11 protein-coding genes are annotated in these 13,913 nt (G+C 69.4%); 1 reads left to right on the top strand and 10 read right to left on the bottom strand.

Annotation, left to right across the window (positions count from 1 at the left end; translation table 11 throughout):
* Positions 1–31 precede the first annotated feature (31 nt).
* The gene (locus tag ACZ5K7_RS03440) at positions 32–721 is read left to right on the top strand and encodes a DUF899 domain-containing protein (protein ID WP_468909951.1); all 690 of its coding nucleotides are present in this window, start codon (positions 32–34) and stop codon (positions 719–721) included.
* Between the two features lie 125 nt (positions 722–846).
* Here the strand turns inward: ACZ5K7_RS03440 and ACZ5K7_RS03445 are convergent, their stop codons facing one another.
* The 10 genes from ACZ5K7_RS03445 to folC form a co-directional block, all read right to left on the bottom strand.
* Complete coding sequence (locus ACZ5K7_RS03445; RefSeq protein WP_351691114.1) at positions 847–2,823, bottom strand: TIGR03960 family B12-binding radical SAM protein; 1,977 nt, start codon at positions 2,821–2,823, stop codon at positions 847–849.
* A 128-nt stretch (positions 2,824–2,951) separates the two neighbouring features.
* Complete coding sequence (locus ACZ5K7_RS03450) at positions 2,952–4,466, bottom strand: CYTH and CHAD domain-containing protein (RefSeq protein WP_468909954.1); 1,515 nt, start codon at positions 4,464–4,466, stop codon at positions 2,952–2,954.
* Between the two features lie 147 nt (positions 4,467–4,613).
* Entirely contained in the window at positions 4,614–5,813 is a 1,200-nt protein-coding gene (gene rodA / locus ACZ5K7_RS03455) for a rod shape-determining protein RodA (protein ID WP_351691108.1), read from the bottom strand.
* Between the two features lie 28 nt (positions 5,814–5,841).
* Complete coding sequence (mrdA, locus tag ACZ5K7_RS03460) at positions 5,842–8,091, bottom strand: penicillin-binding protein 2 (protein WP_468909957.1); 2,250 nt, start codon at positions 8,089–8,091, stop codon at positions 5,842–5,844.
* A 94-nt stretch (positions 8,092–8,185) separates the two neighbouring features.
* Positions 8,186–8,863: a rod shape-determining protein MreD gene (gene mreD, locus ACZ5K7_RS03465; protein ID WP_351691102.1), complete on the bottom strand. Its 678-nt coding sequence runs from the start codon at positions 8,861–8,863 to the stop codon at positions 8,186–8,188.
* Positions 8,864–8,878: 15 nt separating this feature from the next.
* Complete coding sequence (gene mreC / locus ACZ5K7_RS03470; protein ID WP_468909959.1) at positions 8,879–9,913, bottom strand: rod shape-determining protein MreC; 1,035 nt, start codon at positions 9,911–9,913, stop codon at positions 8,879–8,881.
* A 165-nt stretch (positions 9,914–10,078) separates the two neighbouring features.
* Positions 10,079–11,098 carry a rod shape-determining protein gene (locus ACZ5K7_RS03475; RefSeq protein WP_004931372.1) on the bottom strand — a complete coding sequence of 340 codons (1,020 nt, stop codon included), beginning with the start codon at positions 11,096–11,098 and terminating at the stop codon, positions 10,079–10,081.
* A gap of 319 nt (positions 11,099–11,417) precedes the next feature.
* The gene (ndk, locus tag ACZ5K7_RS03480; RefSeq protein WP_351691096.1) at positions 11,418–11,831 is read right to left on the bottom strand and encodes a nucleoside-diphosphate kinase; all 414 of its coding nucleotides are present in this window, start codon (positions 11,829–11,831) and stop codon (positions 11,418–11,420) included.
* A 148-nt stretch (positions 11,832–11,979) separates the two neighbouring features.
* Entirely contained in the window at positions 11,980–12,354 is a 375-nt protein-coding gene (locus ACZ5K7_RS03485) for a DUF4233 domain-containing protein (RefSeq protein WP_351691093.1), read from the bottom strand.
* Between the two features lie 2 nt (positions 12,355–12,356).
* A complete protein-coding gene (gene folC / locus ACZ5K7_RS03490) occupies positions 12,357–13,883 on the bottom strand; it encodes a bifunctional tetrahydrofolate synthase/dihydrofolate synthase (protein ID WP_468909964.1) in 1,527 nt (508 codons plus the stop codon).
* Between the last annotated feature and the right edge of the window lie 30 nt (positions 13,884–13,913).

The following is a 13,913-nucleotide window of genomic DNA, read 5'->3' on the forward strand; positions in this document are numbered from 1 at the left end:
CAAAGCCGCACACGAGATCCGTGAGGACGCCATGACCGACCACGCGCTACCACCCGTCGTCGACGCCGCAACCTGGGAACACCGGCTTGAGGCACTGCGTGCCCGGGAGAAGGCCGCGACACGGGAGCTCGACGCCATCGCCGCCGAGCGTCGCCGCCTGCCGATGGTCGAGATGCCCGACTACACACTCGAGGGCGAGGACGGCCCCGTTCGGCTGGCAGACGTCTTCGAGGGCAAGCGGCAGCTGATCGTCTACAACCACATGTGGTTCACCGGCAAGGAATGGCAGTGCCCGGGCTGTACAGGGTTCACCTCGCAGTACACCCGCCTGGAGTTCCTGGACAACTACGACGCCCGGTTCGTCATCGTCACCCAGGGCCCGATCAAGGAGGCGCTCGCCTACAAGGAGCGGGTCGGGAACCGGATGACGTGGTACTCGACCGCGAACAGTCCGTTCGGGTCGGACGTCGGCGCACCGCCCGGTGGAGGATTCGCGGTCAACGTGTTCCTGCGCGACGGCGACACCGTCTACCGCACCTGGCACACCGACGGCCGGGGCACCGAGCAGCTCAGCCACAGCTTCGCCCTGATCGATCTCCTGCCGTACGGACGTCAGGAGGAGTGGCAGGACTCGCCCGAGGGCTGGCCCCAGTCCCCCACCTACAGCCGGTGGGCGACATCCGAGAACATCGCCGCGCTCTACGGCCCGGGTCCCGGCTGAGCTCGTCACGGACGCCGAGCGGGTGAACCCGACGGCCTGTCAACGGCCATGGCACGCAGGCGAAAGGAGGCCGGGGACACGCCCCTGCCGGGCGCTCGGCCATCCGGCCGAGCGCCTGGTTCGCCTCAGTGCGCGTGCCCGCCCGGTGCCGACGCGCCGTTCGTGACCGTCAACGGCAGCAGCTTCCTGCCCGTCGGCCCCACCTGGATCTGCGTGTCCATGGCCGGGCACACCCCGCAGTCGAAGCAAGGTGTCCAGCGGCAGTCCTCGACCTCTGTCTCGTCGAGGGAGTCCTGCCAGTCCTCCCAGAGCCAGTCCTTGTCGAGGCCGGAGTCGAGGTGGTCCCAGGGGAGGACCTCCTCGTAGGTGCGCTCGCGGGTGGTGTACCAGTCGACGTCGACGCCGTAGGCCGGCAGCGTCTTGTCGGCGCAGGTCATCCAGCGGTCGTAGGAGAAGTGTTCGCGCCAGCCGTCGAAGCGGCCGCCGTCCTCGTACACCGCGCGGATCACGGCGCCGATGCGGCGGTCGCCGCGGGAGAGCAGGCCCTCGACGATGCCGGGCTTGCCGTCGTGGTAGCGGAAACCGATCGAGCGGCCGTACTTCTTGTCGCCGCGGATCTTGTCGCGGAGCTTTTCGAGGCGGGCGTCCGTCTCCTCCGCCGAGAGCTGCGGGGCCCACTGGAAGGGCGTGTGGGGCTTCGGGACGAAGCCGCCGATCGAGACGGTGCAGCGGATGTCGCCCTGGCCGGAGACCTCGCGGCCCTTCTGGATGACGTTCATCGCCATGTCGGCGATCTGCAGGACGTCCTCGTCGGTCTCCGTGGGCAGGCCGCACATGAAGTACAGCTTCACCTGGCGCCAGCCGTTGCCGTAGGCGGTGGCGACCGTGCGGATCAGGTCCTCCTCCGAGACCATCTTGTTGATGACCTTGCGCATGCGTTCCGAGCCGCCCTCGGGGGCGAAGGTCAGGCCGGAGCGGCGGCCGTTCCTCGTCAGTTCGTTCGCCAGGTCGACGTTGAAGGCGTCGACGCGGGTGGAGGGGAGGGAGAGGCCGATCTTGTCCTCGGTGTAGCGGTCGGCCAGGCCCTTGGCGATGTCGCCGATCTCCGAGTGGTCCGCGGAGGAGAGGGACAGGAGGCCGACCTCTTCGAAGCCGGTCGCCTTGAGGCCCTTGTCGACCATCTCGCCGATGCCGGTGATCGAGCGCTCGCGCACGGGCCGCGTGATCATGCCGGCCTGGCAGAAGCGGCAGCCGCGGGTGCAGCCGCGGAAGATCTCGACGGACATCCGCTCGTGGACCGTCTCGGCCAGGGGGACGAGGGGCTGCTTGGGGTACGGCCATTCGTCCAGGTCCATGACCGTGTGCTTGGAGACGCGCCACGGGACGCCCGACTTGTTGGGGACCACGCGGGCGATACGGCCGTCGGCGAGGTACTCCACGTCGTAGAAGGCCGGGATGTAGACGGAACCCGTCTTCGCCAGGCGGAAGAGGACCTCCTCGCGGCCGCCGGGGCGGCCCTCCGCCTTCCACTCGCGGATGATCTTCGTCATGTCGAGGACGGCCTGCTCGCCGTCGCCGATGATCGCCGCGTCGATGAAGTCGGCGACGGGCTCCGGGTTGAAGGCCGCGTGGCCGCCCGCCAGGACGATCGGGTCGTCCAGGCCGCGGTCCTTCGACTCCAGGGGGATGCCCGCGAGGTCGAGGGCCGTGAGCATGTTCGTGTAGCCGAGTTCCGTGGAGAAGCTCAGGCCCAGGACGTCGAAGGCGCGTACCGGCCGGTGGCTGTCCACCGTGAACTGCGGGACGCGGTGCTCGCGCATCAGCGCCTCCAGGTCCGGCCACACGCTGTACGTGCGCTCGGCGAGGACGCCCTCCTGCTCGTTGAGGACCTCGTAGAGGATCATGACGCCCTGGTTGGGCAGGCCGACCTCGTACGCGTCCGGGTACATCAGCGCCCAGCGGACGTCGCAGTCCTCCCACGGCTTGACCGTGGAGTTGAGCTCACCGCCGACGTACTGGATCGGCTTCTGCACATGCGGGAGCAGGGCTTCGAGCTGCGGGAACACAGACTCGGCGACCTGGGCGGCGGCTTCGGCAGGCATCTCGCGGACCTTTGTGAGCTGACTGGGGGCACCCCCGGCCGGAGGCTGGGGGAGGGTGGTCATCCAGCGTAGCGCGCCCGGCGGTGTCCCCCGTACGCCCGCTCAGGCGGGCGCACCTTCCCGAGCTCCTACCCGAGCTCCTTGCCGATCTCCTTCTTGATCTCCTTCCAGGCGGCCGGCGTCTCCGCCTCCGCCGCCGCCGCCCGCCGCTCCTCGCGGCCGTACAGCAGCCCGTACGTGAACGCGCTCTCGCCGGTCGCGTGGGCCACCGCGGACAGTTCGCGCAGGGTCTCGCGGGCCATCACGCTGTCCTGGTGCTCGCCGAGCAGGGACTGGAGCGACTTCATGGACTTGACCAGGGACTTCGCCGGGCCGCCGAGGGCGGGGTGGGCCGCCTCGGCCGCGTAGCGGGTGCGCTTGGCCTTCTTGCGGGCCTCGTGCAGGCCGAGGTCGCGGTCGTGGCCGGCGGGCTCTGCCATGGCCGTCTCGATCAGGTCGGTCACCTTCGCGAAGTCCTTGTGCACGGCCTTGGCGAGGACCTTCTCGGGTTTCCCGGCGGCCGCCTTGCGCAGTGGCGGGTCGGCGATCAGGGTGTCGAGGGTGTCCAGCAGGGCGAGGTAGCGCTTGGAGTTCAGGACACCGAGCAGCCGGCGCCGGGAGCCGCGCTCGCCGGCCTCGGCCCAGGCGTGCAGACGGTCGTGGATCGGGCCGGACACGAGGGGGCCGGGGACCTCGTCCAGGGCGGTCATCAGGCGTTCGGCGAGGACCTCCTGGTCGCGGCCCACGCCGAGTTCCCCGGCGAGCCACTTCAGCTCGTCCGCGACCGGGTCGGTGACCTCCCGGTCGAGGACCTTGCCGAAGGTGCGGAAGGTGCTGCGCAGCCGGCGGGTGGCCACCCGCATGTCGTGGACGCCTTCCTCGGTGTCCAGGCGTACGGCGGGGTCGAGCTCGACGATGGCGTCCCGCTGGGCGCGGACGTAGGCCAGGACGTGGTCGCCGGCCGTGACGGGTGCGCCGGAGTCCGGTTTCGGCGGGTGCGGTTTGGCGCCCTTGGTCTCGGCCAGTGCCCGGGCCAGTTTGGAGGCGGACCCGGACGGTCGCACGCCCGCCTTGCCCAACCGTTTCTCCACCTTGTCGAGGAAGGCCGGGTCGCCGCCGTCGGCGAGTTCCACCTCGATCTCGGTCCACTGGGCCTTGCCCGCACCGCCGAAGAGCCGTTCGGCCCGGACGCGGTCCACGCTCACCTCGGCGAGCAGGGTGCCGTCCGCGTCGACGAGGTGGCGGATGTCGCGGGTGGTGCGCAGCCGGATCACCGGGACCAGCTGGCCCTCGCGGACCCGGGAGCGGGCCAGGCCGGCCAGTTCGTCGGGGAGCGTGTCCGAGAGCGGGGCGTGGATCTCGTCGCGGATGCCGGGGGCCACCGGGAGTTTGAGGTGCCAGCCGGCGTCGGTGCCTCCGGTGCGGTGGCGGAGGGTGACTCTGGCCGAGGCCAGGCGCAGGTCGGAGGTGTCGTGGTAGGTCGCGTCCAGTTCGGCGGTGCCCTTGTCCACGACGTTGGCCACGCCGGCGACGCCGGTCAGGTCGGGGAGTCCACTCTCGTCGGATTCGTACTTGCGCTCGATCTCACGCTTCGTATCCGCCATGAACCGAATCTAGTGGGCATTGCCGCGCAGGGACAGCGGGCGCCGGAGGTGAATCGGAGGAAAAATCTGAATACAGGTGAGGTGAACACATCGGAAACGACATGCGCACCTCACCCTTGCTGTCCGGCTACGCCGGCATCGGTCCCGTTACGCCGACATCGGACGCTGCACCCTGATCGACTGCAGCAGTCCCACCGCCACCCACACCGCGAACATCGACGAGCCGCCGTACGAAACGAACGGCAGCGGCAGGCCGGTGACCGGCATGATGCCGAGGGTCATGCCGATGTTCTCGAACGCCTGGAACGCGAACCAGGCCACGATCCCCGCCGCCACGACCGTGCCGTACAGCTCGGTCGTCTCGCGGGCGATCCGGCAGGCCCGCCACAGGACGACGCCGAGGAGCACGATGATCAGGCCCGCGCCGGCGAAGCCCAGCTCCTCCCCCGCCACCGTGAAGACGAAGTCGGTCTGCTGCTCGGGGACGAACTGGCCGGTGGTCTGCGAGCCGTGGAACAGGCCCGCACCGGTCAGGCCGCCGGAGCCGATGGCGATCCGGGCCTGGTTGGTGTTGTAGCCGACGCCCGCGGGGTCGAGGTCGGGGTTGGCGAAGGCCGCGAAGCGGTTGATCTGGTACTCGTCCAGGATGTGCAGCTGCCAGACCGCGATCGCGCCCAGCAGGCCGGTCGCGAGCAGGCCGAAGATCCAGCGGTTGGAGGCGCCGGAGGCGAGCAGCACGGCCAGGATGATGATCACCATGACCATGACCGAGCCGAGGTCGGGCATCAGGAGCACGATCAGGATCGGTACCGAGGCCAGGCCCAGGGCCTGTAGGACCGTGCGGTGGTCGGGGTACTTCTTGTCGCCGGCGTCGACCCGGGCCGCCAGTATCATCGCCATCCCCAGGATGATGGTGATCTTGACGAACTCGGACGGCTGGAGCGAGAAGCCGCCGCCGAGCACGATCCAGGAGTGCGCGCCGTTGACGGTGGAGCCCAGCGGGGTGAGCACCGCGAGGATGCCGAGCAGCGACAGGCCGTAGAGGATCGGCACCGCGTTGCGCAGCTGGCGGTGGCCGATCCAGACCGTTGCGAGCATCAGGGCGAGCCCGATGCCGGTGTTCATCAGGTGCCGGAACAGGAAGTAGTACTGGTCGCCCTGGTTGATCTCGGTGCGGTTGCGGGTCGCCGAGAACACCAGCAGCGAGCCCAGCAGGGACAGCGCCAGGGCCGCCATCAGCATCGGCCAGTCCAGGCGGCGGGCCAGCGAGTCCCGCGCGAACAGCCGGGTCCAGCCGGCCCGCGCGGGGCCGTAGCCGGAGACGGAGAAGCTGTTGACTCCGGTCATGCCGGGAACCTCCCGCCAGAAACGCTGCTCATGTCGGCATCCTCCGGCTTCCCCTCTTCCGCGCCCGCCTCCGGGTGTTCCGGTTGCCCGTCGACGGCGAGGACGTGGTGGCCGGGGTCTGCTGGCCGTCGGCGCCCTTGTCGCCCTGCTGGCTCGCCTGGAAGTCCTTCACCGGGTCCTTGGAGATCTTCGGGGAGGCGATGGTGCCGTCCGTGCGGACCTTCGGCAGACCCTGCTGGGGGGTGTAGAGCAGCGCCTTCGACTTGTCGACGGAGCCGTCGGCGCCGACGCCGTACAGCGCGCTGTAGATGTTGCGGACCGCCTCACCGGAGGCACCGGAACCGGTACCGGCCTGGGCGATGGTCATGATGACCGTGTAGTCCTTGCTGTAGGTGGCGAGCCAGGACGTGGTCTGCTTGCCGTAGACCTCGGCGGTACCGGTCTTGCCGTGCAGGGCGATCTTGTCCTGCGGCCAGCCGCCGAACTTCCAGGCGGCCGTACCGCGGGTGATGACGCCCGCGAAGGCCTCGTCCATGCCCTTGAGGGCGGCCTGGCTGACGGGCAGCTTGCGCAGCGCCTTGGGCTTGATCTCCTGGACGGACTTGCCGTCGGCGCTGACGATGGCCTTGCCGATGGTCGGCTGGTACTCGGTGCCGCCGTTGGCCACCGCGCCGTAGATCATCGCCTCCTGGATCGGCGTGACGAGGGTGTCGCCCTGGCCGATGGAGTAGTTGATCTCGTCGCCCTCGCGCATCTTGTTGCCTTCGAGGCAGTTCTCGTACTCGATCTTCTCGACGTAGGTGCCGTCCTTCTTGCCGGACTTGCACCAGGCGTCCTTGTTGGCCTTCCAGTAGTCGAGCTTCCACTGGCGGTCGGGCACCCGGCCGGTGACCTCGTTGGGGAGGTCGACGCCGGTCTCCTTGCCGAGGCCGAACTGGTGGGCGGTCTTGAAGAACCAGTCCTTGGGCTCGCCCTTCTTCGGGTTGATGCCGCCGTCCTTCTTCCACTCGCGGTCGGCGAGTCCGTAGAAGACGGTGTCGCAGGACACCTCCAGGGCGCGGCCGAGCGAGATCGGGCCGAAGTTCTCGCCCTCGAAGTTCTTGAAGACCTGGCCGCCCACCGAGTACGAACTCGTGCAGGGGTAGCCGCCGTCCCACACGTAGCCGGCCTGGACCGCGGCGGCCGTGGAGACCACCTTGAACGTCGAACCGGGCGCCGCCTGACCCTGTATGGCCCGGTTGAGCAGCGGGTAGTCGGAGTTCTTGCCGGTGAGGGCCTTGTAGTCCTTGGCGGAGATGCCGCCGACCCAGACGTTCGGGTCGTAGGTCGGCGCGGAGGCCATGGCGACGATCCGGCCGGTCTTGGCCTCCATCACGACGACGGCGCCGGAGTCGGCCTTGTAGTTCTCCTGGGTGATCTTGTCGTACTGCTTGCGGGCGACCTTCATCGCGTTGTCCAGCTCGTACTCGGCGACCCGCTGGACGCGGGAGTCGATGCTGGTGACCAGGTTGGAACCGGGCTGGGCGGCATCCGACTTGGCCTTCCCGATGACCCGGCCGAGGTTGTCCACCTCGTAGCGGGTGACACCGGCCTTGCCGCGCAGTTCCTTGTCGTACTGGCGCTCCAGGCCGGAGCGGCCGACCATGTCCGAGCGCAGGTAGGGCGAGCTGGTGTTCTGGGCCTGCTGGATCTCGTCGTCGGTGACCGGGGAGAGGTAGCCGAGGACCTGGGAGGTGTTGGCCTTGCCGGGGGCCGGGTAGCGGCGTACGGCCTCGGGCTCGGCGGTGATGCCGGGGAAGTCCTCGGCGCGCTCGCGGATCTGCAGGGCCTGCTTGGCGGTGGCCTCGTCGGTGATCGGGATCGGCTGGTAGGGGGAGCCGTTCCAGCAGGGCTGCGGGGTCTTGGAGTCGCAGAGGCGGACCTTCTGCATGACCTCGGTGGGGCTCATCCCCAGGACGCCGGCGAGCTTGGTGAGGACCGCCTTGCCGTCGTCCGCCTGCTTGAGCAGGTCGGTACGGGAGGCGGAGACGACCAGCCGGGTCTCGTTGTCCGCGATGGGGACTCCGCGCGCGTCCAGGATCGAGCCGCGGACGGCGGGCTCGACGACCTGCTGGACGTGGTTGCCGGAGGCTTCCTTCTGGTACTCGGCGCCCTCACGGATCTGCAGGTACCACAGACGGCCGCCGAGGGTGCCGAGCAGGGAGAGGACCAGGATCTGGATGACGACGAGACGGATCTGGACCCGTGGGGTCCGTCCCGTCTCGGGAATGTTGGTCACTGGGTTGCCTCCCCCTCTCAGCGATGTGTGTATGTGTCATATACGACGAAGCTGTGTGCCGCGTCGCCGGGTCCCCGGGTGAACTCCCGTGCCGTCACAGGCGCTTGACCCCTTTGATCCGGCCGACGCGGACGTTGCGGGTGCGCGCCCTGGCCTTCAGGGAGCCGAGGCCGCCGCGCTGGCCGCCGATGCGCAGTCCGGTGCCGGAGGAGAGCCAGCCGGAGGAGATGTCGCCTGCCTTGGTGCCGGAGTTGGCCTCCGTCAGCGGGTCGTTGTCGGCGCGGCGGGCCAGCCACATGATGCCGGGGACCACGAAGGGAGCGAGCAGCAGGTCGTAGAGGGCGGCGCTGATCAGCAGGCTGGTCATGCCGACGTGGCGGGCGGCGGTGTCGCCGACGAGGGCGCCGACACCGGCGTACAGCAGGGTGGAGCCGACGGCGGCGGCGACCACGACGAGCATCGGGCCGGTCGCGGACTTCAGCCGGCCGTTCTCCGGCTTGATCAGGCCCGCGAAGTAGCCGACGACGCACAGCACCAGGGCGTAACGCCCGGCCGCGTGGTCGGCGGGCGGGGCGAGGTCGGCGAGCAGTCCGGCGCCGAAGCCGACGAGGGCGCCGCCGACATGGCCGTACACCATGGCGAGGCCGAGGACGGTGAGCAGCATCAGGTCGGGGACGGCGCCGGGGAGGTGGAGGCGGGCGAGGACGCTCACCTGGATCACCAGGGAGACGACGACCAGGGCGGAGGAGAGCAGGATCCGGTTGACACGCATGAAGGGATTCAGCTCCTACCGCTGCTGCTGGTCGTTGGTGTCGGTCTCGTTCGTGCCCGAGTTCGTGCCCGAGTTCGTGCCCGAGTTCGTGCCCGAGTCGGTGCCGGAGTTCGTGCCCGAGTCCGATCCCGTGTTCGCGCTCGCGGACGGGGTGACCGTGACGGTCACCGTCGGGGTCGGCGTCGGCTTCGGCTTGGCCGGGAGCACCTCGTCGCGCGGGTCCTTCTTCGGCGCCTCGACGACCACGCCGACGATGTCGAGCTTGGTGAAGGACACGAACGGTGTGACGTACAGGGTGCGGGTGAGGCCGCCGTTGGAGGGGTCGACCCTGGAGACCGTGCCGACCGGGACGCCGGGTACGAAGGGCCGGTCGGCCTGGGAGCCGAAGGTGACGAGCCGGTCGCCCTTCTTCACCTCGGCCTTGCCGTTGAGGAGTTCGACGCGCAGCGGGCGGTCGCCCTGCCCGGACGCGAAGCCGAGTTCGTCGCTGCCCTCCATGCGGGTGCCGACGGTGAAGTCGGGGTCGTTGGCGAGCAGGACGGTGGAGGCGTCCGGGCCGACGGTGGTCACGCGGCCGACCAGGCCGTTGCCGTTCAGCACGGTCATGTCGCGTTTGATGCCGTCGTTGGCGCCGACGTCGATGGTGATGGTCCAGGAGAAGCCCTGCGCCGACCCTATGGCGATGACCTGGGCGCCCTTGATGCCGTACTGGCCCTCGCCGGCCATCTTCAGCATCTTGTCGAGCTGGTTGAGGCGGCTGCGGTTGCGGTCGTCGCTGCCGAGCTTCGCCTTGAGGGTCGCGTTCTGTTTCTCCAGCCGGGCCAGCCGGTCGTGCCGTTCACCGGAGTCACGGACGGCGGAGACGGCGTTGCCCACCGGGTCCACCACCGTCGACATGCCGTTCTCGATCGGGCCGAAGACCGCGGCCGCGGCCTGCCGGGCGCCGTCGACCGGGGAGTTCCTGCCGCCTCGGATGTCCACCGTGATCAGCGCGAACGCGATGGCGATCAGCAGCACCAGGAGCAGCCGGCTCTCTTTCGTGTCCCTCACGTGCGGCGGCCGTGCCTTCCTCGATAGGAACTTGACAAGAACTTGCGGGAGCTTGTTTTTGTGAATCGGGAGCGGAGGCGCTCGTTCGTGTGAGCCTATGCCTCCATATCAACGATCCGCCGCACGAGAGGGGATCATCTCGTACGGCGGAATCGAAGAGTTACGTCATCTGCGCGGCTGGGCGTCCAGGACCTGCTGGAGCGCCTCGAATTCCTCGACGCACTTGCCGGAGCCGAGCGCCACGCTGTCCAGCGGGTCCTCGGCGATGTGGATCGGCATGCCGGTCTCCCGGCGCAGCCGCTCGTCCAGACCGCGCAGCAGCGCCCCGCCGCCGGTCAGGACGATTCCCCTGTCCATGATGTCGCCGGACAGCTCCGGCGGGCACTTGTCGAGCGTCGTCTTGACGGCGTCCACGATCGCGTTGACGGGTTCCTCGATCGCCTTGCGGACCTCGGCGGCCGAGATGACGACGGTCTTCGGCAGCCCGGACACCAGGTCCCGGCCGCGGATTTCGGTGTGCTCGTCGGCGTCCAGGTCGTACGCCGAACCGATCGTGATCTTGATCTGCTCGGCCGTCCGCTCACCGAGAAGAAGGCTGTACTCCTTCTTGATGTGCTGGATGATCGCGTTGTCCAACTCGTCGCCCGCGACCCGGATCGACTGGGCGGTGACGATGCCGCCCAGCGAGATGACCGCGACCTCCGTGGTGCCGCCGCCGATGTCCACCACCATGTTGCCCGTGGCCTCGTGGACCGGCAGGCCGGAGCCGATGGCGGCCGCCATGGGCTCCTCGATGATGTGCACCTGGCGGGCACCGGCCTGCGACGACGCCTCGATCACCGCGCGGCGCTCGACACCGGTGATACCGGAGGGCACGCACACGACGACCCGCGGCCGTGCCAGGTAGCGCCGCTTGTGGATCTTCAGGATGAAGTAGCGGAGCATCCGCTCGGTGATCTCGAAGTCGGCGATCACGCCGTCCTTCAGCGGACGTACGGCGACGATGTTGCCGGGCGTGCGCCCGATCATCTTCTTCGCTTCCGCGCCGACTGCCAGAATTCCACCGGTGTTCGTGTTGATCGCGACGACGGACGGCTCGTTGAGTACGATCCCGCGACCCCTGACGTACACCAGCGTGTTGGCGGTCCCGAGGTCGACAGCCATGTCACGGCCGATGAACGACATTGAGTTCCCCATCAGGATTCGTCTGGCCTTCCCGGGAGCTTTTGAGGGCATTTCAGGTCGGCGAAGTTGGTGCTGTGACGTGAAGGCTTCCATCGTAGACGCGCCTGCACGAACACCGCGCGAGGGTCTTCGCCATTGTCAGCACGTACAGGGCCGTCTCGCTTGTGGAGACGGTCCGACGGGGGCACTCGTTCCCCCGAACGGCACGCATATGCCGAGGGACGGCCGAAATCATTCGACCGTCCCAGGCCAGACGGAGTAGTGGACTGACGTTCAGTCAGAAAAATCTACGGAAACTCTACGAGCCCGCTCCGGGGAGTCAGGCGCGGCCCGGGAAGAAGATCTTGATCTCGCGCTCGGCGGACTCCTCGGAGTCGGACGCGTGGATCAGGTTCTCGCGGACGATCACGCCGAAGTCGCCGCGGATGGAGCCCGGCGCGGCGGCGATCGGGTCGGTGGGACCGGCCAGCGCGCGGATGCCCTCGATGACCCGCTCGCCCTCGACGATCAGGGCGACGACCGGGCCGGAGGCCATGAACTCGACCAGCGGCTCGTAGAACGGCTTGCCGACGTGCTCGGCGTAGTGCTGTTCCAGCGTCGCCCGCTCCAGGGAGCGCAGCTCCAGCGCGGTGATCCGCCAGTCGGCCTTGCGCTCGATACGGCCGATGATCTCGCCGGTCAGGCCGCGACGGACGGCGTCGGGCTTGAGCAGGACGAGGGTGCGCTGAGTCACGTGAGGGCTCCTTCGCGGTACTTACGTGTGCGGTGAGGAGAGGCTACAGGGCTGGTCCGGGCGTCCGTCACGCAGTGTCAGTAGGCCCGGTCACCGGCGGCCGGGGACCGCCGCCCCGGACCCCGCTTCGGCCCCGACGGCCCCGTCCTCACACTCCCCCGGAGGGGGCGCCCTCGGACAGGCTGTTTTCGGTGCTCTCCGCCGCGAAGCGGGCCTTCGCCTCGTCGATCTTCCTGCCGTAGTGCACCGACGCCCACCACAGGGCCGCGAAGACCGCGCCCAAGAAGTACATCGTCGGCACGAAGACGCCGGAGGCGATCAGGGCGATCTGCAGGGCCCAGCCGAGGGCGATGCCGCCGGGGCGGGTGATCACACCGCACAGGGCCACGCAGAGGACCATCGCGATGCCGCTGACCAGCCACACCGTGGCGGTGGACAGGTCGGGGTCCTTCATGGCGACCAGCGCGGCGAAGCCGATGACGAAGAACTCGCCGATCAGGGTGGAGGAGCAGAGCGTCCGCATGGTCAGGCCCTCCCCAGCAGCAGCCGGGCCTCGCCGACCGTGATGACCGAGCCGGTGACCAGTACCCCCGCGCCCGCGAACTCGCCCTCTTCCTCGGCCAGCGTGATCGCGGCCTCCAGGGCGTCGGGCAGCTGCGGCTCGACCTGGACGCGGTCCTCGCCGAACACCTCGACGGCGGCCGCGGCCAGTTCGTCCACGTCCATCGCGCGGTGGCTGGAGTTCTGGGTGATCACGACCTCGGCGAAGATCGGTTCGAAGGCCTCCAGGAGGCCTCGGACGTTCTTGTCGCCGCTGGCCCCGACCACGCCGATCAGCCGGCTGAAGTCGAAGGCCTCGCCGACCGCCTCGGCGGTGGCGCGGGCGCCGGCCGGGTTGTGCGCGGCGTCCAGGACGACGGTGGGAGAGCGCCGTACGACTTCGAGGCGGCCCGGCGAGGTGACCGCCGCGAACGCCTTGCGGACCGTGTCGATGGCGAGGGGCTCGGGGCGCTGGGCGCCGACGCCGAAGAACGCCTCCACGGCCGCCAGCGCGACGGCCGCGTTGTGGGCCTGGTAGGGGCCGTGCAGGGGGAGGAAGACCTGGTCGTACTCGCCGCCGAGGCCGCGCAGGGTGAGCAGTTGGCCGCCGACGGCGACCTGGCGGGCGACCACGCCGAACTCCAGGCCCTCCCGGGCCACCGTGGCGTCCACCTCGACGGCCTTCTTCAGCAGCACCTGGGCCGCGTCCACCGGCTGCTGGGCCAGGATCACGGTGGCGTCCTGCTTGATGATCCCGGCCTTCTCGCCGGCGATCGCGGCGGTGGTCTCGCCGAGCCGGTCGGTGTGGTCGAGGTCGATGGGGGTGACGACGGCGACGTCCCCGTCGATGACGTTGGTGGCGTCCCAGGAGCCGCCCATGCCGACCTCGACGACGGCGACGTCGACGGGGGCGTCCGCGAAGGCCGCGTACGCCATGCCGGTGAGCACCTCGAAGAAGGAGAGCCGGTACTCCTGCCGGGAGTCGACCATCTCGACGTACGGCTTGATGTCCTGGTAGGTCTCGATGAACCGCTCGGCGGAGATCGGGGCGCCGTCGAGGCTGATGCGCTCGGTGACCGACTGCACGTGGGGGCTGGTGTAGCGGCCGGTGCGCAGGTCGAAGGCGCCGAGCAGGGCCTCGACCATGCGGGCGGTGGAGGTCTTGCCGTTGGTGCCGGTGATGTGGATCGAGGGGTACGACCGCTGGGGTTCGCCCAGGACGTCCATAAGGGCGGTGATCCGGGTGACCGACGGCTCCAGCTTGGTCTCGCCCCAGCGGGTCGCCAGCTCCGCCTCGACCTCGCGCAGGGCCCGGTCGACCTCGGGGTCCTCGGGGCGGCCCGGGACGTCGGCCTGCGCCGGGCCGCCCTGGGTACGCAGGGTCCGGCTGCCGGCCTCGATCACCGCGAGATCGGGGTCGCGTTCCGTCTCGGCCTCGACGATGTCGTCGAAGTCGCCTTCGAAGTCGCCTTCGAAGCTGTCATGGGGGTCGCGCGGGGGCAGATCACTCACGGCACCAGTCTACGGAGCCCGACACCGGCC

It is taken from the genome of Streptomyces sp. NPDC031497 (genome assembly GCF_055580905.1).

What these genes read in the sequence shown, in the direction of transcription:
- ACZ5K7_RS03440 (WP_468909951.1), top strand. Translation starts at nt 32, where the DNA reads ATGACCGACCACGCGCTACCACCCGTCGTCGACGCCGCAACCTGGGAA.
- ACZ5K7_RS03445 (WP_351691114.1), bottom strand. Translation starts at nt 2,823, where the DNA reads ATGCCTGCCGAAGCCGCCGCCCAGGTCGCCGAGTCTGTGTTCCCGCAG.
- ACZ5K7_RS03450 (WP_468909954.1), bottom strand. Translation starts at nt 4,466, where the DNA reads ATGGCGGATACGAAGCGTGAGATCGAGCGCAAGTACGAATCCGACGAG.
- rodA (WP_351691108.1), bottom strand. Translation starts at nt 5,813, where the DNA reads ATGACCGGAGTCAACAGCTTCTCCGTCTCCGGCTACGGCCCCGCGCGG.
- mreD (WP_351691102.1), bottom strand. Translation starts at nt 8,863, where the DNA reads ATGCGTGTCAACCGGATCCTGCTCTCCTCCGCCCTGGTCGTCGTCTCC.
- ACZ5K7_RS03475 (WP_004931372.1), bottom strand. Translation starts at nt 11,098, where the DNA reads ATGTCGTTCATCGGCCGTGACATGGCTGTCGACCTCGGGACCGCCAAC.
- ACZ5K7_RS03485 (WP_351691093.1), bottom strand. Translation starts at nt 12,354, where the DNA reads ATGCGGACGCTCTGCTCCTCCACCCTGATCGGCGAGTTCTTCGTCATC.